The 24,505-nt window shown below is 35.6% G+C and carries 26 protein-coding genes; 12 read left to right on the forward strand and 14 right to left on the reverse strand.

Annotated elements, in window-relative coordinates; all coding sequences use genetic code 11:
* The first annotated feature begins 66 nt into the window (after positions 1-66).
* On the forward strand, positions 67-309 hold the full coding sequence (locus tag DZ858_RS07645; RefSeq protein ID WP_117158972.1) for a hypothetical protein: 243 nt from the start codon (positions 67-69) through the stop codon (positions 307-309).
* A gap of 54 nt (positions 310-363) precedes the next feature.
* Here DZ858_RS07645 and DZ858_RS07650 read toward each other — a convergent pair whose 3' ends face one another.
* The 6 genes from DZ858_RS07650 to rsfS all read right to left on the reverse strand — a co-directional run bounded on the left by DZ858_RS07650 (position 364) and on the right by rsfS (position 5,221).
* Positions 364-630 (reverse strand): acyl-CoA-binding protein, encoded by a 267-nt coding sequence (locus DZ858_RS07650; RefSeq protein ID WP_117158973.1) that lies wholly within the window; start codon positions 628-630, stop codon positions 364-366.
* Positions 627-1,277, reverse strand: a complete 651-nt coding sequence (locus DZ858_RS07655) for a phosphatidylserine decarboxylase family protein (protein ID WP_117158974.1) — start codon at positions 1,275-1,277, stop codon at positions 627-629. The genes DZ858_RS07650 and DZ858_RS07655 overlap by 4 nt, the downstream gene beginning before the upstream one ends.
* Positions 1,267-2,094, reverse strand: coding sequence for a phosphatidate cytidylyltransferase (locus tag DZ858_RS07660; protein ID WP_117158975.1), 828 nt, complete (start codon positions 2,092-2,094; stop codon positions 1,267-1,269). The genes DZ858_RS07655 and DZ858_RS07660 overlap by 11 nt, the downstream gene beginning before the upstream one ends.
* Position 2,095: 1 nt before the next feature.
* A complete protein-coding gene (locus tag DZ858_RS07665; RefSeq protein WP_117158976.1) occupies positions 2,096-2,701 on the reverse strand; it encodes an LUD domain-containing protein in 606 nt (201 codons plus the stop codon).
* Positions 2,702-2,810: 109 nt separating this feature from the next.
* Positions 2,811-4,835, reverse strand: a complete 2,025-nt coding sequence (ftsH, locus tag DZ858_RS07670; RefSeq protein ID WP_117158977.1) for an ATP-dependent zinc metalloprotease FtsH — start codon at positions 4,833-4,835, stop codon at positions 2,811-2,813.
* Between the two features lie 14 nt (positions 4,836-4,849).
* On the reverse strand, positions 4,850-5,221 hold the full coding sequence (gene rsfS / locus DZ858_RS07675; RefSeq protein WP_117158978.1) for a ribosome silencing factor: 372 nt from the start codon (positions 5,219-5,221) through the stop codon (positions 4,850-4,852).
* A gap of 84 nt (positions 5,222-5,305) precedes the next feature.
* Here rsfS and DZ858_RS07680 point away from each other — a divergent pair, with 84 nt between their 5' ends.
* Positions 5,306-6,037 (forward strand): biotin--[acetyl-CoA-carboxylase] ligase, encoded by a 732-nt coding sequence (locus DZ858_RS07680; protein WP_117158979.1) that lies wholly within the window; start codon positions 5,306-5,308, stop codon positions 6,035-6,037.
* Between the two features lie 127 nt (positions 6,038-6,164).
* On the opposite strand, the gene DZ858_RS07685 is transcribed toward DZ858_RS07680, so the two are convergent.
* Together DZ858_RS07685 and pyrE are read right to left on the reverse strand one after the other, a co-directional pair.
* Positions 6,165-6,557: an SRPBCC family protein gene (locus DZ858_RS07685; protein WP_117158980.1), complete on the reverse strand. Its 393-nt coding sequence runs from the start codon at positions 6,555-6,557 to the stop codon at positions 6,165-6,167.
* Between the two features lie 25 nt (positions 6,558-6,582).
* Positions 6,583-7,233, reverse strand: coding sequence for an orotate phosphoribosyltransferase (pyrE, locus tag DZ858_RS07690; protein WP_117159556.1), 651 nt, complete (start codon positions 7,231-7,233; stop codon positions 6,583-6,585).
* A 7-nt stretch (positions 7,234-7,240) separates the two neighbouring features.
* On the opposite strand from pyrE, the gene DZ858_RS07695 reads away from it, so the two are divergent.
* Positions 7,241-7,870, forward strand: coding sequence for an NUDIX hydrolase (locus DZ858_RS07695; protein ID WP_117158981.1), 630 nt, complete (start codon positions 7,241-7,243; stop codon positions 7,868-7,870).
* On the opposite strand, the gene DZ858_RS07700 is transcribed toward DZ858_RS07695, so the two are convergent.
* Positions 7,832-9,580 (reverse strand): M14 family metallopeptidase, encoded by a 1,749-nt coding sequence (locus DZ858_RS07700; protein WP_117158982.1) that lies wholly within the window; start codon positions 9,578-9,580, stop codon positions 7,832-7,834. The genes DZ858_RS07695 and DZ858_RS07700 overlap by 39 nt on opposite strands.
* A 146-nt stretch (positions 9,581-9,726) precedes the next feature.
* Between DZ858_RS07700 and DZ858_RS07705 the strand changes: the two genes are divergently transcribed.
* Complete coding sequence (locus DZ858_RS07705; RefSeq protein ID WP_117158983.1) at positions 9,727-10,617, forward strand: T9SS type A sorting domain-containing protein; 891 nt, start codon at positions 9,727-9,729, stop codon at positions 10,615-10,617.
* 417 nt (positions 10,618-11,034) lie between these two features.
* Here DZ858_RS07705 and rho read toward each other — a convergent pair whose 3' ends face one another.
* Positions 11,035-12,720, reverse strand: a complete 1,686-nt coding sequence (gene rho / locus DZ858_RS07710) for a transcription termination factor Rho (RefSeq protein ID WP_117158984.1) — start codon at positions 12,718-12,720, stop codon at positions 11,035-11,037.
* A gap of 199 nt (positions 12,721-12,919) precedes the next feature.
* Between rho and DZ858_RS07715 the strand changes: the two genes are divergently transcribed.
* The gene (locus tag DZ858_RS07715) at positions 12,920-13,330 is read left to right on the forward strand and encodes a DUF4293 domain-containing protein (protein ID WP_117158985.1); all 411 of its coding nucleotides are present in this window, start codon (positions 12,920-12,922) and stop codon (positions 13,328-13,330) included.
* Positions 13,331-13,466: 136 nt separating this feature from the next.
* On the opposite strand, the gene DZ858_RS07720 is transcribed toward DZ858_RS07715, so the two are convergent.
* Positions 13,467-13,958 (reverse strand): metallophosphoesterase family protein, encoded by a 492-nt coding sequence (locus DZ858_RS07720; RefSeq protein WP_117158986.1) that lies wholly within the window; start codon positions 13,956-13,958, stop codon positions 13,467-13,469.
* A 130-nt stretch (positions 13,959-14,088) separates the two neighbouring features.
* On the opposite strand from DZ858_RS07720, the gene truA reads away from it, so the two are divergent.
* Entirely contained in the window at positions 14,089-14,832 is a 744-nt protein-coding gene (truA, locus tag DZ858_RS07725) for a tRNA pseudouridine(38-40) synthase TruA (RefSeq protein ID WP_117159557.1), read from the forward strand.
* Between the two features lie 14 nt (positions 14,833-14,846).
* Complete coding sequence (locus DZ858_RS07730; protein WP_239990740.1) at positions 14,847-16,646, forward strand: ABC transporter ATP-binding protein; 1,800 nt, start codon at positions 14,847-14,849, stop codon at positions 16,644-16,646.
* On the opposite strand, the gene DZ858_RS07735 is transcribed toward DZ858_RS07730, so the two are convergent.
* The 3 genes from DZ858_RS07735 to folP are packed head-to-tail and all read right to left on the reverse strand — an operon-like array spanning position 16,598 to position 19,103.
* Positions 16,598-17,449 carry a DUF3667 domain-containing protein gene (locus DZ858_RS07735; RefSeq protein WP_117158988.1) on the reverse strand — a complete coding sequence of 284 codons (852 nt, stop codon included), beginning with the start codon at positions 17,447-17,449 and terminating at the stop codon, positions 16,598-16,600. The two genes, DZ858_RS07730 and DZ858_RS07735, sit on opposite strands and share 49 nt — an antisense overlap.
* A 6-nt stretch (positions 17,450-17,455) precedes the next feature.
* Positions 17,456-18,229 (reverse strand): diadenylate cyclase CdaA, encoded by a 774-nt coding sequence (cdaA, locus tag DZ858_RS07740; protein ID WP_117158989.1) that lies wholly within the window; start codon positions 18,227-18,229, stop codon positions 17,456-17,458.
* A 40-nt stretch (positions 18,230-18,269) separates the two neighbouring features.
* A complete protein-coding gene (gene folP, locus DZ858_RS07745) occupies positions 18,270-19,103 on the reverse strand; it encodes a dihydropteroate synthase (protein ID WP_394340446.1) in 834 nt (277 codons plus the stop codon).
* Positions 19,104-19,155: 52 nt separating this feature from the next.
* Between folP and DZ858_RS07750 the strand changes: the two genes are divergently transcribed.
* The 5 genes from DZ858_RS07750 (at position 19,156) to prmA (ending at position 24,499) form a co-directional block, all read left to right on the forward strand.
* Positions 19,156-19,704, forward strand: coding sequence for a DUF1599 domain-containing protein (locus DZ858_RS07750; RefSeq protein WP_117158991.1), 549 nt, complete (start codon positions 19,156-19,158; stop codon positions 19,702-19,704).
* A 14-nt stretch (positions 19,705-19,718) separates the two neighbouring features.
* Complete coding sequence (locus DZ858_RS07755; protein WP_117158992.1) at positions 19,719-21,431, forward strand: BT_3928 family protein; 1,713 nt, start codon at positions 19,719-19,721, stop codon at positions 21,429-21,431.
* A 4-nt stretch (positions 21,432-21,435) separates the two neighbouring features.
* Entirely contained in the window at positions 21,436-22,509 is a 1,074-nt protein-coding gene (locus DZ858_RS07760) for an ABC transporter permease (protein WP_117158993.1), read from the forward strand.
* 239 nt (positions 22,510-22,748) lie between these two features.
* Positions 22,749-23,501 carry a triose-phosphate isomerase gene (gene tpiA, locus DZ858_RS07765; RefSeq protein ID WP_117158994.1) on the forward strand — a complete coding sequence of 251 codons (753 nt, stop codon included), beginning with the start codon at positions 22,749-22,751 and terminating at the stop codon, positions 23,499-23,501.
* A gap of 161 nt (positions 23,502-23,662) precedes the next feature.
* Positions 23,663-24,499 (forward strand): 50S ribosomal protein L11 methyltransferase, encoded by an 837-nt coding sequence (gene prmA, locus DZ858_RS07770; protein WP_117158995.1) that lies wholly within the window; start codon positions 23,663-23,665, stop codon positions 24,497-24,499.
* Positions 24,500-24,505: the final 6 nt, after the last annotated feature.

Raw genomic sequence — 24,505 nt, forward strand, 5'->3', positions numbered from 1 at the left:
TAAATAAGGCGTTAATTTTCTTTTAAAACCAATTGTTTGGCTGTAATTTGAGTAAAAATATAAATTATGGATCAAGCTAAATATGACCAAATGCAAGGCATGTTGAATAAGTTGGAAGACATTAAAAACAGCCAAGAGAGCATTATTGACAAAATTAACCACGTAATAACCGATCTTTTTCAGAATCCTGACAAAGAGTTAGAAAAAGCGATGGAAGCTGCGCACGAAAAGGCATCGGCTAATGTTGATAAAATTGCGGAAGCCATTGATGAATATGAAATAAAATTCAACAAAGCACAGCAACAATAAGATAAAAATTTAATTACAGTTTAAAAGCTTCAACTTTAAATAATTGAAGCTTTTTTATTTACGATAGAGAAAATACGTGTTTACTGCTTCAATGTATTTTAGTTTTGCTTCGCGTGTTGTCATACCCTGTGTTTGAAATAGGGCATTGGTTTTAAAAGCAGAAATAAGGGGTTTGCTGCTTCGTGCAGAATCGGTATCGCTAGTGGCTCTTTTGTAATAAGCATAGAGTCGTAACAAAACATCTGCAGGAAACGGCTCAGTGTGCTCATTGATACTATCGACGGCTTTTTGAAAGGCAGTATCTAATTCTTTATCATTCATCTTGAAGCCAATATGGTAATTCCTCCTGTAACCTTTTGATTTAAGGAAACATCAATTTTTGCATCCAAAGGTAAAAAAACATCTACCCGCGAGCCAAATTTTATAAAACCGCTGTCATCAGTTTGATTAACAGTTTGTCCTTCTTCAGCATAATTTACAATACGTTTTGCCATAGCACCTGCTATTTGTCGATGCAATACATCTCCAAATTCATTAGATTTAACAACAACAGTGGTGCGTTCATTTTCTTCAGAAGATTTTGGGTGCCATGCTACTAAAAATTTACCAGGGTGATATTTGCTATAGACTACTTTACCACCAACAGGATATCGAGTTACATGAACGTTTACAGGAGACATAAATACAGAAACCTGTATGCGTTTCTCGTTGTAATACTCCTTTTCAAAAACTTCTTCGATTACAACTACTTTCCCATCAACAGGGGATAGCACTTGGCCATCATTTGTTATAAAATTGCGTTTTGGATTTCTGAAAAATTGGAGAATCAACACCAATAGCACAATCAATGAGATAACAATTCCTCCTTTTATAAAGGAATTTCCGACAAAATAATCGGCTACAAGGCTTAGTACAATGCAAATTGCAAGTGCTATTAAAATGATTTTATGACCTTCTTTATGAAACATAATAAGCTATTTGTAAAAAAGCGTAAATAAATGGGCTAGCAAAAATGATACTATCAAGCCTATCGTACAATCCACCGTGTCCAGGCATTAATATTCCACTGTCTTTTACACCAGCTTGTCTTTTAAATTTAGATTGTATTAAATCACCAATAGTGCCAAAAACGGAGGCTATAACTGCCATTATTACCCAGATAATTAGTGTGAACTCTACAGTTAGTTCTGGTTTGTAAATTTCTAAACACTTAAATATAAGAAAACCTGCTAGAATAGCCCCAACTAAACCGCCAATAAAGCCTTCAACAGTTTTATTAGGTGAAATTCGTTCTAAAAGTTTTCTTTTGCCAAAGTTTTTACCCACTATATAGGCAAATGAGTCATTAAACCAAATTAAAATAAATACGCCTCCTATTATCTCAGGAATAAAGCTTTCGTTATAAACGGGTATAAGGGTTAAAAAAACAAATCCACTTATTAAATATAATATAATGGCAACGTATTTTTTCTTTTGAAACATAGGTATTTTACTTACCCAGAGAACATCTTTTAAAAGAAAAAGATTTACAAAACAGCAAAGAATAAGTAATAAGTTTACTGCATTTATATCGAATATTGAATAGCTAAAAAAGTATAAAAGCCCTGCCAGTAAAGCGTAGGCGAGATAACTTTTTAGATGTACTAGCTTTAAAAATTCGCTTAGAGTAATTATGGAAAGAATGAAAAATAGGCCCATAAACCATTCGTGCGAGGTAAACATAGAAATAATAACTATCGAAATGTATAGCACACCCGATAGGGTTCGCACAATGAGTTCCTTCATATTATAGGTCTTCCAATAGCAACAAATATAGGTTTTTTGTGCTACTTCCGTAACTCATAAAGTCCTTTTCTTTGTCAGTTTCAAAGTCCTGAATAGTAGTGATATTGGTAGGAATTTGTTTGGTATTGCGATTTTTAATGATGCGTAGCCCCTCGCTGATGGTGTCGACCAATTGGCTAGTAGTGGCAAAAACAACAAAATTAAATGGTAGTTCGTTTAGTTTTTTTTCTTTGATTTGATTAGAAGACAATAATATAGATCCGTTTTTGCCAACTAAAGATTCGCATGTGGTTAAAAAGAAAGTGCTGCCTCCTTTTGTTGTGAAATTTAAATTAAATCCGTCAAAACGTGAAGATAGGTTTTTATCGACGCAAAAAACATCACGCTCATACCAGTCATTTTCAATTAAAATATTGTCAAATGCTTCTAAAACTTCATTTATAGATTCGCAGTATAAAAATTTACCACCATTTTTGTTGAAATTATAGGTGAATTTTTCATCTATAGGAAGCTTTTCTTCTGGGTAATATTTGCTTGTATCAGATTTTTTAGCTTTTTCATCTGACTTGTTTTTGTTAGGATTTAAAAGTCTTTTAAACAGACCCATTCATTGTTTGTTGAGGAGTTCGTAATACGTTTAACTTCAAATATATGAAATCTAACGGGAAGAATAGATACTTAAAACCAAAGTTTGTGATAAAAAAAAGATAGGTGGCCTAGTTGCTAGCCACCTTCTCTTCTTCACTTTCTTGATTTCCTTTATCGTTCTCTTCCTTTTCGATCTTTTTATTCTCTATATCTTTTTTAAAGGGACGTTCGCCAAAAATACGCTCTAAACTTTCTTTAAAGATTACTTCTTTTTCAAGTAACTCTTCAGCAAGTTCAGTTAGCTTATCTTTATTTTTTTCTAAGAGTTCGAGTGCTCTTTGGTACTGGGCTTCAATAAGATTAGAAATTTCTTTATCTATCAATTCAGCGGTCTTCTCACTATATGGTTTACTGAAGTTATATTCATTTTGTCCACTAGAATCATAATAAGTAAGGTTCCCTACCTTTTCATTAAGGCCATAAATAGTAACCATAGCCCGAGCTTGTTTAGTAATTTTTTCTAAATCACTAAGTGCACCCGTACTAATTTGATTGAATATTACTTTCTCTGCGGCTCTACCACCAAGGGCAGCACACATTTCGTCCAGCATTTGTTCAGGTCGAACAATTAGACGCTCTTCTGGTAAATACCAAGCAGCCCCTAATGATTGTCCACGAGGTACAATAGTTACTTTAACAAGTGGTGCAGCATGTTCCAGCATCCAGCTTATCGTTGCGTGACCAGCTTCGTGAAAAGCTATTGCTTTTTTCTCATCTGGAGTTATAATCTTATTTTTCTTTTCTAGGCCACCTACAATACGATCTACAGCATCTAAGAAATCTTGTTTACCAACTGCTTTGCTTTCCTTTCGAGCAGCTATTAATGCAGCTTCGTTACAAACATTAGCAATATCGGCTCCAGAAAACCCTGGTGTCTGTTTAGCTAGAAAGTCTGTATTTAATGTATCGTCAATTTTTAGAGGACGAAGGTGTACTTCAAATATCTCTTTACGTTCGCGTACATCAGGTAAATCTACATAAATTTGTCTATCAAAACGTCCAGCCCGCATTAATGCCTTATCTAATACATCAGCACGGTTTGTTGCCGCAACGACAATAACGTTTGTATTAGTTCCAAAACCATCCATTTCGGTCAGTAATTGGTTAAGCGTGTTTTCACGTTCGTCGTTTGATCCTCCAAAATTACTTTTCCCTCTAGCACGACCAATAGCGTCTATCTCATCTATAAATATAATAGAAGGAGATTTTTCTTTTGCTTGTTTAAAAAGGTCACGAACTCTCGATGCACCAACACCTACGAACATTTCAACAAAATCTGAACCAGAAAGCGAGAAAAAAGGAACTTTAGCTTCACCTGCAACGGCTTTAGCCAATAGTGTTTTACCAGTACCTGGAGGGCCTACCAATAAGGCTCCCTTTGGTATTTTACCACCCAATGCGGTGTATTTTTCAGGATTTTTCAAGAAATCAACGACTTCTTGTACTTCCTCTTTGGCACCTTCAAGTCCTGCAACATCTTTAAAGCTGGTTTTAACATCGGTTTTTTCGTCAAAGAGTTTTGCTTTTGATTTACCAATGTTAAATATTTGTCCGCCAGCACCGCCACCGCCGCCAGATGACATTCTTCTCATGATAAAAATCCAAATTGCTATAATTACAACAAATGGCAGTAAGGTTATTAAAAGGTCACCCCACATGTTTTCTTCGGTGTCCCAAACCAGCTGGGTGTCAAGATTGTTTTCTTTTTTTATTTCATTAATGTCATTTTCAAAATTCTGCTCATCACCAAACTCAAATTGATAATTTGGTTCGTTAGGACCAGGATCTAACATTCCAGAACCTGTGGATTTTGTATGGACATCTTTGTTCTTGGCTTCTTGTGTTAAAAAAACCTTGGCAACTTTATGATTTACTATTTTGACCTTTGCAACATCACCATCTCTCAAAAACTGTTCAAATTGTGATTTGGTAGTCTTTTCAGGTTGCGCCCAGCTGCCGCCGCCAAAAAATTGAATTCCCATAAACAATAGGAATATGGCTCCGTAAATCCAATAATTACTGAATTTTGGTTTTTTCTTTTCAGGCTTATTACCTTGGGGTTTATCGCCCTTTTTTTTATTTTCTAATGCCATAAGGCTTTGTTTCTTTAGTAAGTTGTTTCAATTTTAACAGATTTGGCGTCTCCCCATAATCCTTCTATATCGTAAAATTCCCGAATATGTTTTTGGAATACATGCACTACTACGTGCACAAAGTCCATTAGTATCCATTCGGCATTGTTGCTTCCTTCAACATGCCAAGGTTTTTCCTTTAATGCTTTACTAACAGTTTTTTGAATGGAGTTAACAATGGCGTTAACTTGTGTATTTGAGGCACCATTGCAGATGATAAAATAATCGCAAACAGTGTTTTCTAAATCCCTAAGGTCCAGAATTTCAATATCTTTCCCTTTTACATCTTCAATTCCTTTTAATATCTGAGTAATAAGTTGATCTGTTTCTTGTTCTTTCTTCGACATTAACCTAATTTAATTTTCGCAAAGTTATTACTTTTTTGTTTCTTGATACCCTAAAAAAAAGGATATAGCAATAATTTATTACAAGTGAAGATAATCAAACTTAATGCCATTGACTCAACTAACACCTACCTTAAAAGTTTAAACAAGGAAGTTACACTGGAAGATGAAGTAATAGTGCACGCAAAAAATCAGCTTGCAGGGAGGGGACAACGAGCGTCTACTTGGCAATCTAATCCGGGTGAAAGCCTTACATTTAGTGTGTTTAAGCGTATTGCCAACCTGCCTGCTGAAAATCAATTTTTATTAGTTATGCTAACAGCTTTGGCGGTAAAAGATGTGTTAAATGAAATAAAAGTTCCAAATGTAACTATAAAATGGCCAAACGACATCTTGTCACGTTCTAAAAAGCTTTGTGGTGTTTTAACTGAAAATACGCTGCAAAATACAGCTATAACCTCCTGCATTTCAGGGATTGGGTTAAATGTAAATGAAACAAGTTTTGAAAATCTGCCAGCAGCCACTTCCATAAGAATGGCGACTGAAAAAAAAGTTGATATAGATGAAGTGTTTCTTGCGGTTGTTAAAAGTGTGCTCAAAAGATTAAGAAGTATTCCTGTGGCTAATTTTCAGAAGATAAAACAAGAATACGAAGCTTCTCTTTTCAGAAAAAATAAAGTCTCAACTTTTGAACGTCCTTCAGGTTTACGCTTTAATGGCGTTATAACTGGCATTATGGATTCTGGTGCCCTATTAGTGGAACATGAAAGTGGAGAGTTGGAGTCCTTTCAAATGAAGGAAATTAGATTGTTGTATTAAAGGCTTGGAGGATTTGTACTGAATGTAAGTCTATTGAATAGAATTTCGGCTTTAAACCTTTCCGACCCTTCGGGCCGCCTTCCCTTAGCAAGGGAAGGAAAAGTAAACTTTAATAAATATAGGTCTATTAAAGCTTTTCCATATTGGTGGTAAGCGTTTCCAGAAATTTTGAAATAGGGCTTTTTATCATCATAGCCATCATACTGTTAAAGTCACCTTCAAATAAAAGCTCGGTTTTTGATGTAGTTTCATCAATAGGTTCCACATTGGCGGTTAACGTAAAAGGCAATTTGTCGCTAATAGCACCTAAAACTACTTCGTTGGGCGGGTTCGTTTCTTTTACTTCCAGAGCAATTTCGGGCATACCTTTAAGAGCAAAAACAAAAGCATTATCCCTGATTACTTCAAATTTACTGATGTTTTCTGGCATTAATTGCTCAAAGTTTTTTACATCACTTAAAAATAGACAAAGTTCTTCGCCTGATTTATTTACGGTTACTTTTTTACTAGTTAAGTTCATTTGGTAGTATATGCTTGGTTTGTTTTTATTTTAATTGTGGATTCCAATTAGCAGGATCCATGCGCCATGTAGAAAGCAATGTTTTTTCCATGGAAGAAATATAATTGGATTTTTCGGCTTGTTGCAATAAGTGATTATAATCACTCAACGTATGGAGTTCAATATTATTTTTTTTGAAATTCTCTTCAGAAACGTCAAAACCATATGTAAATATAGCGAGCATTCCTTTTACGTTCAAGTTTGCCTCTTTCAAAGCGTTTGCTGCTAATAAACTACTGTTTCCGGTGCTAATAAGGTCTTCAATAATCACCACGTTTTGATTTGCCTCTACAAACCCTTCAATTTTATTTTGCCTACCGTGTTTTTTTGTTTCGGGTCTAATATAACAAAAAGGAAGTCCTAAAATGTCGGCCACCAAAGCTCCAATGCCTATGGCTCCTGTAGCTACCCCGGCAATGATATCGGGCTTTCCGTAGAGTATCTCTACTTGTTTTGCTAGGTTTTCTTTAAGGTAATTCCTTATGATGGGATAGGACAATGTAATACGGTTATCACAATAAATTGGAGATTTCCATCCTGATGCCCACGTAAACGGGTTTTGTGGTTGTAATTTTATTGCATTAATTTGCAATAGTAATTCAGCCGTTTTTTGCGCGGTTTCTTTGTTTAAAATCATACTGCAAATGTATAAAGTTTTTGTTAAAGATATCCCCATAATTCTTTCAACTGAAGAAAATATTGGCGAACAATACACTTCCATACCACTTAATCTAGTCAGGTTTAAGAAACTGGTTAAAAAAATAAGCAAAGGTGAATTGCTTTATGTGAATCTCTACCATAAAAACGAAGAGAAGCTAGAGCGATTTCTTCGGAAAAAACTACCTGTAGTTGAAGCGGCTGGAGGTATGGTTTTTAATGATAAGCAAGAAATTCTTTTTATCTACCGTAATAAAAAGTGGGATTTGCCAAAAGGTAAAATTGAAAAGAAAGAAACTCACGAAGAAGCTGCTATGCGGGAAGTAATGGAAGAAACTGGAGTGCAAGATCTTGAAATACGAGAATTTTTAATGAAAACCTACCATGTTTTTAAACGGAATGGAAAGTTTAAGTTAAAAGTTACATATTGGTATAATATGTATAGTAATTATGAAGGCGAACTTAGACCAGAAGAAAAAGAGGGGATTAAAAAAGCGAAGTGGAAAAACTTCGAAAAATCCCAAAAAGCTTTAACTAAAAGCTACGAAAACATTAAATTACTATTTCCGAAGGAATATTTAACCACCCACCCGAACGATCGGGTAACGAAGGTGTGATGTTTCATAATTAGGCGATTGTTTATGTATCCAATCTAACTGTGCATACCAGTTGTTTGCAAAATTAGGGTCGTTTTCTTTTTTAGCTTCAAACTCTTTTTTTACCGCTGGGTTTTCATTTAGAAAAACTTCGGCTTTATCCTCCCATACATAGGGTGAAAAACCTTCTTTTTGTTGTAGAATGGCATCGAAAAAATTCCAGTTAAAAAACGAATCAGTAGCGGTAGGTTCTAAGGTTTCAACTAAGTAGCGTACGCCTTCTTGATTGGTTTTTGCTATATAATCTCCTTTCTTAACTTTAATAGCTTCCGTTTTAGTTGAGACTTCAGTGTTATAATGTAAATAATGGCCTTCATAAGGTTTTTTTACAGTTTCATAAGATTCAATTTTATATACTTCTGCTGTAATAACTGTATCCTTTTTTACTTTTTCAAGTTCAATTTTATTTTGTTTCAATAAATCGATTACGTTCCAATAGCCTTGAGGGATAATATAAGATTTTGGAATAGTAACAGATGCCTTTGGTTTAAAATAATCGTAATAGGTTATTTCTTTTGTATAGGGTTTATTTTGGTCATATTTTAAACGTTTAGAGCCGGTAATTTTACTGTCAATCATTTGGTCTTCATACCCTTTAAACTGTCGTGTGGATGTTTTACTGCTATCAATTTTCCATTGTACCGGATACGTAACACCAGCTTTATAGGTCAATTGGTTAGAATTACGGAGTTGGTGTATTAATTCAGCATCTTTGTCTACGATGTTAATCATACTTTTCATAAGTTCGTAAGTGCCTTCAACCCTATCTTTATAGGGTTTTAGCATATGGGTCTCTACCATCATACCTAGTGTGTTGAAAAGAGTTGCATATCCAGTGGAATAACGAGGTGAGTCTTTAAATTGTGAAAAGCCACTTTCTGGTGTCCGGTTAAAAACATTTACATAAGGCGTGATGTCCCACTTTTTCTGTTGAAGAGAATCCTCTAGTTGAGGCATTAATGCATTTTGTGTGTAGGTGCCTAATTCACCGCCTAATTTATTATGTTGAGTAAACAAATGAGTAAGGGTGTATTGGTAGTCGGCGCCATTACTCACGTGATTGTCTATAAAAACATCTGGTTTTACAGTACGAAATAGATTGATAAAAGCTTTCGCATTTTTGGTGTCTGCCTTTATAAAGTCGCGATTAAGGTCGTAATTACGGGCATTTCCACGAAAGCCATATTCCTTAGGACCATTTTGGTTAGTACGGCTGTCGCTATTTCGGTTTAAAGCGCCTCCAATATTATATACGGGTATTGCTGAAATAATAACGTTTTTTGGAGCCTCTATTTTTCCTTCTGCCAAATCACGGAGCATCAACATTGTGGCGTCAATGCCATCGGGTTCACCCGGATGAATACCATTATTGATAAGAATAACAACTTTATCTTTTTGATTTTTAAATTCAGACTCAAAGCTGCGGTTAGGATTAAAGGTTACTAATGTTAAAGGCTCACCAGAGTCAGTTTGCTGCATGGTATACATGGCGATGGAAGTATAGTTATCTGCCAGAGTTTGGTAAAATTCCATTACTTGGGTATAGGTACTTGTTTCTGTGCCGTTAGATGTTTCAAAAACGGTAGTTGACTCTTTGTCTTTTTTAGTGTTATTTGTATTGCATGAATTCAATGCAATAAATAGAAAACAAATAGATATATACTTTTTCATTTTTGAGTATTCTTTTCAACAAATATAGCATGTCCTAGCATTTTTTTCTTTTAGTTTTTTAACATATTAATTGTGATTAAAAGCTTTTTAATTTAAATCACTTTACTATATTTGTTAGAAGAATATTAAACTTTAAACTTTTTATTATGAAAAAAATTACTTTATTGGTTGCTGCTTTAGCGGTAACAGCATTTACAACAGCACAAACAGTGCTGTCACATTCAACAGATAATACCCTTTTTGAAACTGGTTCTGTTGCATGTGCTAGCGATCCAGATCAGGTGCCACAAACCGGAGATGAAGGGTCAAGTGATAATATTTTCTATAGATCTTATGTGCCTGCAAATTTTGGTATCTCAGGAGATTTTGAGGTTCAAGGAGCTAACTTCTTTATATCATTTCAAGATGTTGGAGGAACCGATCCAACTTCTTTTTTTACAGTGAGATTTTATGTTTCTGATGGTGTTTTTCCAAATGGAACTTTAATTGAAATTGCTTCTCAAGATTTATCAGCTACCGTAGCAGATCATGGCACCCTTTTTGAAGTTACTCTTGATACCCCAGTATCTGTTTCTGCTGATGCCGAAATAGTTATTGGTGTTGATTTTCCTGAAGCATTACCTGTTCCAGACAATTATGATATTAGAATAGGTATTAATGGTGCTGGTCAAGATGCTCCAAGTTATCTTACATCTGATGCTTGTGGTATTGCAATACCTACACCAGCTGCAGATGTTGGTCCTGGTTTTCCAAATAACAATATTATTTTAGATTTAGTTGGTATGGAAGTGTTAGGAGTTAATGAAGAGTTACTTTCTCAAGTTTCTGTTTATCCAAATCCTGCAACAGATGTTATTAACTTAAATGTTCCTTCTTCTGTAGAATTACAGAATGTATCAATATTTGATGTATTAGGAAAAGAAGTAAAGCGCGCATCTGCTAGCCAAGTTAGCATAGCAGATCTTTCTGCTGGTGTTTACATCCTAAAAGCTGAAACCTCTGCAGGTGAGTTGACTGAAAAAATCGTTAAGAACTAAGTAAACGTTCTTTACTTTATTATTATAGAGCCTCGCGAAAGCGAGGCTCTTTTTTGTTTTACGCATGTGTAGTTATTTTAATTCACACAGTTTTTTTCTTGTTATAAAAATCAGCTATAGTAAGGCAATATTTACGAAGCGTTTTATGCCATGATTACAAGCAAGGTTTTATGGTGTATTTGGTATTAAGTCAGATAAAACTTCATATAGCAGAATAACGAGGCTTACTTTATCACTAGAGTATTTGAATTGAATGGGGTGGGAGAGTCTTTAACTATCTGTCTAAACCAATACAGTTGTCTTTTAAAACTTTTATAAGATAGTTTTTGAATAAACCCTTACTATTAATCAATAAAAAAACCGGATATACATTTGCTTGTATATCCGGTTTCTTATTTAATCTATATTGACTACTACTTAACCATTCATAGAGACCAAAAACTCTTCGTTGTTCTTGGTGTGTTTTACTTTGTCGTTAATAAACTCCATAGCTTCAACTGGATTCATATCTGCTAAGTATTTGCGCAATACCCACATACGTTGTATCACGTTATCATCGAGCAATAGATCATCTCTACGGGTGCTTGAAGATGTAAGGTCGATGGCAGGGAAGATTCTTCGGTTAGATATTTTTCTATCCAATTGAAGTTCCATATTACCAGTTCCTTTAAATTCTTCAAAAATAACCTCGTCCATTTTAGATCCAGTTTCGGTAAGCGCTGTAGCAATAATACTCAACGAACCGCCATTTTCAATATTACGGGCAGCACCAAAGAAACGCTTTGGTTTATGTAATGCATTGGCATCTACACCACCACTTAATATTTTACCACTAGCAGGTTGTACAGTATTATAAGCACGAGCTAAACGTGTAATAGAATCAAGTAAGATAACGACATCGTGACCACATTCTACCAATCGCTTGGCTTTATCAATAACGATGTTGGCAACCCGAACGTGTTCGGTAGCTTCTTTATCAAAGGTTGATGCAACTACTTCACCTTGTACGTTACGCTGCATATCGGTAACCTCTTCTGGACGCTCATCAATTAGTAAAATAATTTGATATACTTCTGGGTGATTTGCCGCAATACCGTTAGCAATGTCTTTTAATAACATTGTTTTACCAGTCTTAGGCTGTGATACAATCATCCCACGTTGGCCTTTACCAATAGGGGAAAACATATCTATTATTCTCGTTGAAATAGTACTTTGTCTCTCGGCAATATTAAATTTTTCCTGCGGGAATAAGGGTGTTAAATGTTCAAAAGCTACACGGTCTCTTACTACATGAGGATTTAAGCCATTAATTTTTGAAATTTTAATCAATGGGAAATATTTTTCACCTTCTTTTGGAGGGCGTACTTCACCAAAAACAGTATCGCCTGTTTTTAACCCGAACAAACGGATTTGCGATTGCGATACGTAAATATCATCAGGAGATGATAGGTAGTTGTAATCACTAGAGCGTAAAAAGCCATAACCGTCTTGCATAATATCAAGAACACCTTCACTCTCTATAATACCGTCAAACTCATAATCTGGTTCTTTATAGCGATTTCTGCTGTCTTTATTACCGTTATTGCGGTTGTCTTTTTGGTGACTTTTATTATTGGTATTGTCTCTTTTAGACTTCGGATGCTTTTTCTTATTATCTGAAGAGTTGTTACTGTTCTTCTTGTTATCGTTGTCATTTAAGTTCTTGTTCCGCTTTTCATTGTCATTAGAACTTTTATTCCGCTTATCAGAGTCATTCGAGCTTTTACTGCGTTTATCAGTATCGTTCGATTTTTTTGGATCATTTTTTGTGTCCTGACTTTTTTTAGCGTTGCGGTTGTCATTGCTTTTGCTTCGCTGCTGTTGCGGTTTGTTTTGCGATGAAGATCGACTTTTGTCTTTAGGTTCTTCTTTTTTAGAAGTTGTATGGGGCGTATCGCTTTTTGCAATTTCCTTAACTGCACTAGGATTCGCAGCTTGGTAATCGAGAATTTGGTATACCAAGTCAAGTTTCTTAAAACTACGGTATTTTGGGACGTTCAGTTTTTTTGCTAATTCCTGAAGCTCAGGTAGCTTTTTTGCTTTTAATTCTGAAATTTCAAACATTTAAAAATTGTGTGTGTTTAATTATAATAATTGAGTCCTTTGAGAAGGTACTATTATTGAATATTTTTTTTGAAGATTAAGTAACCGTTATTGAGGTGGTTACGAATAGATACTGCAATGATACAACAATATTTTAAATTTTGCTTGTAATTTTTTTAAAAAGAAACCCTATTTTTGCCAATAACAGCAAATTAATTATATGTTACAACGCATGCAGACCGTATATTTGATTATTTCGGCCCTTATAATGGGAGCTTTGTATATGTGGTTTCCTGTGGTACAGGATGAAGCTGGTGTTATAGTAATTGAGCGAAGCGAACCCTTAGTGTTTGGTTTAATTTTCGGTTCTATCGCTTTAACAATTATTTCAATTTTGAGTTTTAAAAAACGGCAACGACAGTTTGTCCTTAACCGTTTAAACATCATATTAAACTTTGTATTACTGGGAGTTTTCGTTTACAGGTCGCTAACCATATCCGGAGAAACATTAGTTTCAGAGAAGGGTATTGGGGTCTTGCTTCCCATCATTTCTATCGTTTTTTTAGTGTTGGCCAATAAGGCCATTAAAAGGGATGAAGACCTTGTAAAATCAGTGGATCGTTTACGGTAAACCGTTACATCTTAGTATATTTTAGTGCGAACCCCCAAAGGATGCCACCTTTGGGGGTTTTTTATTTCTGTTTTGGTGGTTGAGTGATTTTTTGTAGAACATCGTTCTACAGAAAATCGTATCGAAACCACCAACTTTAGCGCTTAAACTCGATCACCTCTAAATTTTGAATGTTCCCCTTGTCTACTTCAAACCGTAGCATCGTACGTACGGTGTGAAACCCATGCTTGCCAATGGCACCAGGATTCATATGTAACAATCCATTTTTTTTATCAGGCATCACTTTTAGTATATGTGAATGCCCACAAATAAATAATTTTGGGGGATTTTGATATAGCTCTTCTCTCACGCGTTTATCATAACGACCAGGATAGCCACCAATATGCGTAATCCATACATCAACCCCTTCACAGGTAAATCGATTGTTCAACGGAAATTCTTTTCTAGCCTTGTCACCGTCAATGTTTCCGTAAACGGCGCGTAGTGTTTTAATTTGTTGTAAGGTGTCAGTAACTATTAAGTTACCTATATCACCTGCATGCCAAACTTCATCAGCTTGCTTTGCATATTTTAATATGTCGTTGTCTATATGGCTGTGCGTGTCACTAAGAAGCAGTATTTTTTTCAATCTGTATGGTGTTATTCGGTTCGTACTTCAAAAATAATATTTCGTAACTAGTACTTTTTATTTCGTTAATTGTACCTCGTATTTCGAACTTGGTTTTCGTATTTTTGTGTTTTCAAAAATAAATGATTCTTTGCGATATTTTATCGAAATAGCCTATAACGGTGCTAACTATTTTGGATGGCAAATACAGCCTAATGCCATTACAGTTCAAGAGGTGTTGGAAGGTAAGCTTTCTATCTTGTTAAAGACCGAAATTAAAGTCACTGGTGCTGGGCGTACCGATGCAGGTGTCCACGCTAAACAATTGTTTGCTCATTTCGATTGTAATGAAATTACAAATATTTCAGAATTATTATTCAGGTTGAATTCTTTTCTTCCGAAGGATATATCAATTTCAGAAATTTTTGAAGTTAAAAAAGATGCTCATGCACGTTTTGATGCTGTAGAACGGGAATATGAATATATGGTTTCCCTAAAAAAAGATCCTTTTGTGGATGGTTTTGCCTATCAAATACATAACAAGCCCGATGTTGAGTTGATGAACAAAGCTGCAAAAACACTATTGGACCATAACGATTTTCAATGCTTCTCACGAAGTAAAACCGATGTAAAAACGTATTATTGTAATATTAAAAAAGCGTTTTGGGAAGAAGAAAACGAACAATTGATTTTTACTATTTCAGCAGATCGTTTTTTACGAAATATGGTTCGTGCCATTGTGGGCACGCTTTTGGATGTTGGATATCATAAAACGTCTTTAGAGTCATTTCAGAAAATAGTAGAAGATAAGGACAGAGGGAAAGCTGGTGCTTCGGCTCCAGCACACGGACTGTATTTAACAAAAGTGACCTACCCTGAAACAATAATAAAATAAAAAAGTAAACCAAAATGTCGGCTAAGTGGAGTCGAAACGCAGGGAATAGTATGGCAAATTCAGGAAAAGCATTTGATTTTAAACTCTTTAAACGGTTATTGAAATTTACCAATACCTACCGTTTAATATTTTATTCTGTTGCCTTAACAGCAGTAATAATGTCGGTACTAGCAATTGTCCGCCCAGAATTGATACAACAGGCGATTGATAACTCGATTGTACCAAAAGATGGCAGTGGTCTACGATTTTATATTTTATTAATGCTTGCTGCCTTGGTGTTAGAGGTGTTGTTTCAATTCGCTTTTATATTTTATGCCAATTGGCTGGGACAAAGTGTGGTGCGCGATATGCGGGTGAAGCTTTTCAATTTAATGATGAGTTTCCGTATGAAATATTTCGATAAGAGTGCCGTGGGGAGATTGACCACAAGGGCTGTAAATGATATTGAAACCATTTCTAGTATTTTCAGTCAGGGATTGTTTATGATTTTAAGTGATTTGCTTAAAATGTTTGTAATAGGAGGGTTTATGCTTTATAAAAGTTGGAAGCTTGCCTTGATTGTCTTCGCTATTTTACCATTGATTTTATATGCCACTCGAGTGTTTCAACGAGCAATGAAAGTTGCTTTTGAAGATGTACGAAATCAAGTGGCCGATTTAAACTCTTTTGTACAGGAACGCATCACGGGAATGAAAATAGTTCAGATTTTTACACGTGAGGATACCGAGTACAGGCGCTTTAAGCAAATAAACGAAAAACATAAAAAAGCGTGGATAAAGACCGTTTGGTACAACTCTATCTTTTTTCCAATTGCCGAAATGGCTTCTTCCATTGCTATTGGTCTGATAGTTTGGTATGGAGGTCTTAATGCAGCTGGAGGTGGGGCAATTACCTTAGGTATTATAACAGCATTTATTCAATTGGCGCAAATGTTGTTCCGTCCGCTTCGGCAGATTGCTGATAAATTTAACACGTTGCAAATGGGTATGGTAGCCGCCAACCGAGTGTTTGGTATTTTGGATACCAAATCGCATATTGATGATTCTGGAACAGTAGAAATGCCACAAAGTAAAGGCCAAATAGAATTTAAAAACGTTCATTTTGGGTATGTTGAAGATGAAGAAGTGATTAAAGGTATTTCTTTTATGGTGAATCCTGGAGAAACGGTTGCGATTGTTGGGGCAACAGGTGCCGGAAAATCGACTATTATAAATTTATTGAATCGTTTTTATGAAATCCAAGAAGGGGAAATAATAATCGATGGCGTAAATACCAAGGAGTATACTTTGGAATCCCTTCGGAAACAAATTGCTGTAGTATTACAAGATGTATTTCTGTTTGCTGACACCATATTAAATAACATTACTTTAAACGATCCTTCTATTACTGAAGAAGAGGTGATCGCTGCTGCCAAAGAGATTGGAGTAGATAAATTTATAAAAACGCTACCTAATGACTATCATTACAATGTAAAAGAACGTGGTTCGATGCTTTCGTCGGGTCAACGGCAATTAATTGCTTTTCTACGTGCGTATGTTAGTAAACCAGGAGTTTTAATTTTAGATGAAGCAACTTCTTCTGTAGATACGTATTCTGAAGAATTAATACAAAATGCCACTGAAAAAATTACTAAGGGACGTACTTCTATTGTAATTGCTCACCGTTTGGCTACCATTAAAAAAGCTGATAAAATTTTAGTAATGGACGCCGGTAAAATTGTTGAGACCGGAACCCATAAAGAATTGCTCAAGAAAGAAGATGGGTACTATCGTAATTTATACGAAGTCCAGTTTATGGCAGAAGAAGCAGTATAGCTTATTTCTTTCTTTGCCCTTTCAGCTTCTATCAATTCATCTAAACTACCATTAGCTAACATAATACCCATTATAATTATTGTAAAGATGATATAAAGAGGAATTAAAAGGGCAAAGAAATAGATGAACTTTATTAAAAGCTGCAACCCTGAAAGCTTAAAAAGTCGCTTCAAAACATAGGCAAAATAGACAATCTGAATTATAAAGGATAACATAGAGATAATTCCGAAGAGAGTCTGGCTCCAAAATGTCAAGAAAAACAAACCAATACTTATAATAGAGGCTTGCGAATAACAATAGAGGTTTATTATTAAATGCTCAGCATAATTATATTTTCTTTTATTAAAAAATACGATCCAAGATAACAAGGCTAATACTGGAACGAATGTGAAGAACATTAAAGTTTGATATTCAAAAACACTTCGGTAAATAGTACGTCCCATTTCCATTTGGGCTGCATCGTTGTTTTGAAACAGTAACATTCCGTCTAATGTTTCAGGGAAAAACTTTAGTAAAATGAAGTAGAATAAACTGGATAAAGTAACTGCAATGGTAAAGTAGCCAAAAGCATGAATATATTTTTTACGAACACCATCAATATAACCACCAATTACTTCTTCTGGTTTTTTAAAGAGATCAACAAAAGTCCGTACGGGTTTATTGGAGTCAATACTAAAAAAAGCGTAATATATTTCAGATAAAAGAGAGCGAAGGGTCAATCGGTGTGTAATCACTTTAGCACCACATTCAGGACAATAATTAGTTTTTGAGGTCAGTAATTCACTACAGTTTTTACAGTTCATTTCAAATTACGTTAAGTCATTTTCTAGTTGTTTAGCAAGATCATCTATTTCGTTATAGAGTACAAACTCACCATCTTTTAGGTAGGATATTTGTCCGTTTTCTTCTGAAACAACAATACATACTGCATCCGTTTTTTCAGAAATACCTACTGCGGCACGGTGTCGTAACCCAAATCGGAGTGGAATATTTCGGTCGTTTGATACCGGTAAAATAACCCTTGTGGCTGTAATAGTGTTATTCTCAATGATCATGGCTCCATCGTGAAGTGGGCTATTCTTAAAAAAAATACTTTCTATAATGGGTTTGTTTACTTCAATATTCATCTCATCTCCCGTATTTTTTACAAAATCGAGACTGTTGTTTCGTTGAATAACAATTAGTGCTCCCATGCTTTTACGACTCATCGATTGGCAGGCATTCATAATGGCTGGAATATCAGTAGTAATTCCAGCTTCTTTAGAAAGCAACCGGAACTGTCTAAAAAATCGTTTCCGAGCATTAAGGTTGGTAGAACCGAGCATTAAAAGAAATTTCCTGATTTCCTGTTGAAACACAACAATAAGTGCAAACATTCCAACGCCTAAAAAACCACCCAATATTTTACTTAAGAGCTCCATTTGTAGGAGTTTGGTGACTTCAGAAATAGCGATGATGATTACAATTCCTATAAAAATATTGATAGCAACCGTCCCTTTTATTAGCCTATACAGGTAATACAGCAAAAATGCTACCAGTAAAATATCAATAATGTCTATAATGCGCAGGTCTAAAAATTCCAAAGGGTGTGCTTTTTATGTCTATTGGTTAAAAGTATAAAATTTATAAGTAGGGAGTAAGCATTTCGGTTAACTTAATACATTCCATAGCTTCTTTTACGTCGTGTACCCGCAAAATTGATGTCTCTTTTTGTAAAGCCAGTGTATTTAAAACCGTAGTCCCATTCAAAGCTTCTTTTGCCGAAATATTTAAAGTTTTATAAATCATTGACTTTCGGGATAATCCGGCTAGAATAGGAACATCTAATTGTTTCAATAAAGTTAATTTCTGTAATAACTCAAAGCATTGTTCTTTTGTTTTTGCAAATCCAAATCCTGGATCGATGACAATATCGTTAATCCCTGCCTTTCTTGCTTTAGCTATTTGTTCAGAAAAAAAACGGATAACTTCTATGGTAACATCATTATAACCCGTTTGCTGTGTCATAGTTTGCGGAGTACCGCGCATATGCATTAATATATAGGGTACATGCATTTTTGCAACGGTGGTAAACATGGCTTCATCTAAAGTTCCTCCGCTAATGTCATTTACCATACAAGCACCAGTCTCTACTGCTTTTTTGGCAACTTGGCTTCTAAAAGTGTCGATTGAAATTAGCGTCTCAGGAAATTCATCTAAAATGCTTTTAATGGCAGGCACAACACGGCTTATTTCTTCTTCTTCTGAAATATCTATGGCATTCGGCCTAGAACTATATCCGCCCACATCTAAAAAGGTAGCACCTTCGGTAAGCATTTTTTCTGTTTGCTGTAAAATGGAATCTTTATGTGTTGTTTTTCCACCGTCGTAAAACGAGTCTGGCGTTACGTTTATAATGCCCATGACCTTTGGTTTGGATAAGTTGATGAGCGTGCCGTTACAATTGATTGTGTTCAATTTTCTATTTTGAATTATTTAAGCGAAATTTACGGAAAATCTTAAAAACCCAATGGCTGAAACCCTAAAACAATACGATGCGGTAATTACTACTTGTAAAGAGTTGTTTACCAACAAAATGAAAGATTATGGTAGTGCTTGGCGTATTTTACGGTTACCATCCTTAACCGACCAGATATTTATAAAAGCACAGCGCATTAGAGGCTTACAGCAAAACGCCGAACAAAAAGTGGATGAAGATGAGGTTAGTGAGTTTATCGGAATCATCAATTATTCCATTATGGCATTAATACAATTGCAAAAAGGGATTGTAGAACAACCAGACCTTTCTTTGGAAGAAGCCATACAACTTTATGATGAGCAGGTGGCTATTACACGACAACTAATGATTAACAAAAACCATGATTATGGCGAAGCGTGGCGCGATATGAGAGTTTCATCATTGACCGATTTAATACTTCAGAAGTTGTTACGGGTAAAACAGATTGAAAATAATAAAGGGAAAACATTGGTTTCCGAAGGGATTGACGCCAACTATCAGGATATGATTAACTATTCAATCTTTGCCATGATTCATTTGGAACAAAAGAATAAAAACTAAAAGAAAAAGACATTATGAAAGTACTAGTAGGCATTTCAAGGATATTGGTGGGACTCCTTTTTATCTTCAGCGGTCTTATTAAATTGAACGATCCCATAGGGTTTTCATTTAAACTGCAAGATTATTTTGCCCCAGGGGTATTAAACCTAGAGTTCCTTGTTCCGTATGCCTTACTTATTGCTATTTTCGTAGTTATTTTTGAAGTATTGTTAGGGGTGACGCTGCTTATAGGCTATTTGCGAAAGTTTACCGTATGGAGCCTTTTGTTAATGATTATTTTCTTTACGTTCTTAACCTTTTACTCTGCTTACTATAACAAAGTGACCGATTGTGGTTGCTTTGGGGATGCCATTCCATTAACCCCTTGGGAATCTTTTACGAAAGATATTATTCTGCTGGTTCTTATCTTGATTTTATTCTTCGGAAGTAAATATATTAAACCTTTCTTTACTCGAAACATCCGTAGTCTCGTGATATTTGTTTGCTTTATTGGTTGTTTAGGTGTTACGTATCACGTATTAATGCATTTACCTATACTGGATTTCCGTCCTTATAAAATAGGTGCAAATATTGAAGAGGGGATGACCATTCCAGAAGGAGCGCCAAAACCTATTTACGATTATGATTGGAAATTTAATGTTGATGGAGAAGAAAAGATAGTAACCACTAAAGGCGACTATCCAGAACAAGAAGGAGCGTTTTTAGGAGTAGAGACAACAGAGATCCAAGCAGGTTATGAAGCGCCTATTCACGATTTTACTATCGAACGGGAAGGCAAAAATTATTTAGATGAATTTTTACAAGAAGAAAATCTGATAATTGTAGTAGCTTATAACTTAAATAAATCTGAAAAAGATGGATTCTTTCCAGTTCGTGATATTACGAACGAAGCACTAAAAAAAGGGTATAAGGTAATTGGAATGTCGGCATCTTCTACTGAGCGTACAAATACCTTAACAGAACGCTATAAATTGAACTTTGACTTTTATTTCTGTGATGAAACTACGTTAAAAACCATTGTTCGAAGCAATCCTGGAGTGTTGCACCTTCAAAAAGGGACTATAAAACAAAAGGTACATTGGAACGATCTGGATCAATTACAGCTTCAAGAATTGGAAACGGCAAAACCGGACTTAGACTTCAACCTAAAACAACGTTTAGATAGTATTGCTGTATTAGACCAACGCTATCGTAAACTAATGCAAGCTAAAACACCCGAAGAACGAGCAGAAATGGGTGAAGAAATGGGCTTAACCCCTGAAGAATATAACGGTGACCTTTGGTCTATGCAAACTGTTATTGACAGTAGCAATATGCTTTTTATTGAAAAAGTATTCAAAAACATGGGGTACCCAGGTAAAACACATGTAGGCGAACCTACCAATACGGCCGCCTGGTATGTGTTGCAGCATAACCCTGATAAAATACCCGAATATTTACCGCTAATAAAAGAAGCAGGGAAGAAGGGGGAAATACCTTTCCGTTTGGTGGCGATGATGGAGGATCGTTACTTAATGAACCAAGAGAAACCACAGGTGTACGGTACACAAGGAAGAAGCTATGATGATGAACGCGGTAGCTTTATCTGGCCTATTGAAAACCCCGAAACTGTAAACCAACGTCGTACAGAAGCTGGGTTTGACCAAACCATCGAAGAATATGCAAAGTTATTGTTTGGTGACGACTTTGAGTACAAAGTAGTAACAATGGAGAACATAAAACAATAAGCTGGTGACAGGGTACGTATTACAAAAATTAGGATATGCTTTATTAACACTCTTCGGGGTGGTAACGGTTATCTTCTTTTTGTTTACTATTTTACCCGGCGATCCCGCACGGATGATGTTAGGTCAAAACGAAAGTGCCGAGCAAATTGCCGTGGTGAAAAAAAAGTATGGTTTCGATAAACCGGTGGGGCTTCAATATTTGTACTACTTAAACGATTTATCTCCATTGTCTTTTCATAGCACAAATAGTGATGATTATACATTTTTTTCAGAAGGGAAATATAATGCAGCTTCTTTGTTTACAATAGGAAACACAACTGTTGTTTTAAAAACCCCATACTTACGAGAATCGTTTCAGAAGAATGGTAAAAAAGTAAGTAAGGTAATAGCAGAAACATTACCCAATACCGTCGTGCTGGCCGTATCAGCTATTATTATTGCTATGGTTTTAGGTGTATTCTTAGGCATTATATCCGTACTCTTTAAAGATGGATGGATTGATAAATTAATACAATTAGTAAGTACGTTAGGTATGAGCGTACCGTCGTTTTTTAGTGCTATTTTGTTTGCTTGGTTGTTTGGGTTTGTATTTCATGAATATACCAATCTGAATATGACTGGGAGTCTATATTATGTCGACGATTTTGGCGAAGGCAAACACATACAATGGAAAAACTTGATACTCCCAGCGATTGTATTAGGCATCCGACCATTGGCTGTGGTGTCGCAACTAATGCGTAATTCATTACTAGAAGTGCTCAATCAAGATTACATTCGCACCGCTAAGGCAAAAGGATTATCTTTTGCAACGATTATTAGAAAACACGCTTTGAAGAATTCTTTAAACCCGGTGGTTACAGCTATCTCTGGGTGGTTTGCATCTATGTTGGCAGGAGCGGTGTTTGTAGAATATATTTTTGGCTGGAATGGCTTAGGAAAAGAAATTGTAGATGCCTTAAACACCTTAGACCTCCCTATCATTATGGGAGCCGTATTAATCATTGCGATTGTTTTTATCGTGATTAATATTTTAGTAGACATTGTGTATGGATGGCTGGATCCGAAAATTAATATGTAATAAACGGTGGCATTTTGCAGTAGTAATTTTCATAATATGTATAGGTGTTTTACATATTAATTGGAAATGTAATTTGAGAATAGTATTTTTTAGCTAATGACCAACGGTTCCTGAGCGGAGTCGAAGGACTAACAACTAACAACTAACAACTAACAACTAACAACTAACAACTAACAACTAACAACTAACAACTAACAACTAACAACTAACAACTAACAACTAACGAAAAAACCAACCTCATGAGACAAAAAATAGTAGCAGGAAACTGGAAGATGAATAATGATATGGCCGAGACTGAGATGTTTTTGGTTCAATTAAAAAAGCAAGTAATTCCCGAGGGAGTTTCGCTAATGATCGCGCCTGCATTTACAAACTTAAACCATACATATCAATCTGTAAAGGATCATCCGGTGACGGTGGTAGCTCAAAATATGCACCAGAGTGAGAAGGGGGCTTTCACAGGAGAAGTTTCCGCAGCGATGCTTAAAAGCGTGGGGATCAAGACCGTTATTTTAGGACATAGCGAACGCCGTTCTATTTTTAATGAAGATAATGACTTGTTGGCCGAAAAAGTGAATACAGCTTTGAAAAATGAGATGACCGTAATTTTTTGTGTTGGAGAAGAGTTGAGTCACCGGGAAACAGACAATCACTTTAAAGTTATTAGCGAACAATTGGAAGAAGGATTGTTTCACCTTTCCGAAACTAATTGGAAGAATATAATCATTGCTTACGAACCAGTTTGGGCTATTGGAACAGGAGAAACCGCAAGTCCAGAACAAGCTCAAGAAATGCACGCCTTCATAAGAAAGACGATTGCAGATGCTTATTCTAATACAATCGCTAAGAACGTTTCTATTTTATATGGCGGAAGTGTAAAACCTGACAATGCTTCGGAAATATTTAGTCAAGATGATGTGGATGGTGGATTGATAGGTGGCGCTTCGTTGAATGTGGAAAGCTTTATGAAGATTGCAAATGCTTTTGAATAGTTGGTAGTTTGTAGTGGATAGTTTTTTACAATTTTAATATAGAAAATTCAGAAGGTGGCTGAGTGTTTTTCGTTTTCACTTAAACTAAACAAACTCAAAAGGGTTGTTGAACGAAAAATATATCGAAGCTACCGAGTAGGTAAGAAACCTAAAACCATATTATGGCTGAAATATATATAGAATACAATTTTACAGTAACGCCGGTGCAACCGGGGACGGATATTTTAATTGCTGAACTTGGATATGTTGGCTTTGAGAGTTTTGTGGAAACTGAAACAGGAGTGCTTGCTTATATACAAAAAGAAGAGTGTCACGAAAACATATTAGATGAGGTGCAGATTCTTTCATCGGAAGCGTTCACGATTGAATATAATAAAAAGGATATAGCGCAAACCAACTGGAATGCAGAGTGGGAACAAAATTTCAAACCCATTGAGGTAAATGATACTTGTGTGGTGCGAGCGCCCTTTCATGAGAAACGCGGCGTGCCGTATGAGATTATTATAGAGCCAAAAATGTCATTCGGTACTGGACACCATGAAACTACTTTTATGATGCTTCAGCATATTTTGGAAAACGACTGGAAAAATAAAACCGTACTTGATATGGGTTGTGGCACAGCTGTATTGGCCATTTTAGCTGAAAAGCGAGGCGCTACTCAATTGGATGCCATTGATATTGATACGTGGTGTGTAGAAAACTCCCAAGAGAATGTAGACCGGAATGATTGTTCACATATCACAGTTACTTTAGGTGATGCCACTGTACTGCCTAGTGAACCTACTTATGACACTATTATTGCTAACATTAATAGAAATATTTTACTGGCCGATATGGCTGCTTACCACTGCTGCCTTAAACCAAATGGCGAACTCTACCTAAGCGGATTTTATAAAGAAGACCTGACACTTATACAGAAAAGTTGCAATAAGTTAGGGCTCACTTTCGTTGAAAATAAGGAACGAACTAACTGGATTGCCGCAAAATTTGTAAATTAGTTGCTG

Origin of the sequence: Marixanthomonas ophiurae (genome assembly GCF_003413745.1) — a bacterium.
GTDB lineage: Bacteria > Bacteroidota > Bacteroidia > Flavobacteriales > Flavobacteriaceae > Marixanthomonas > Marixanthomonas ophiurae.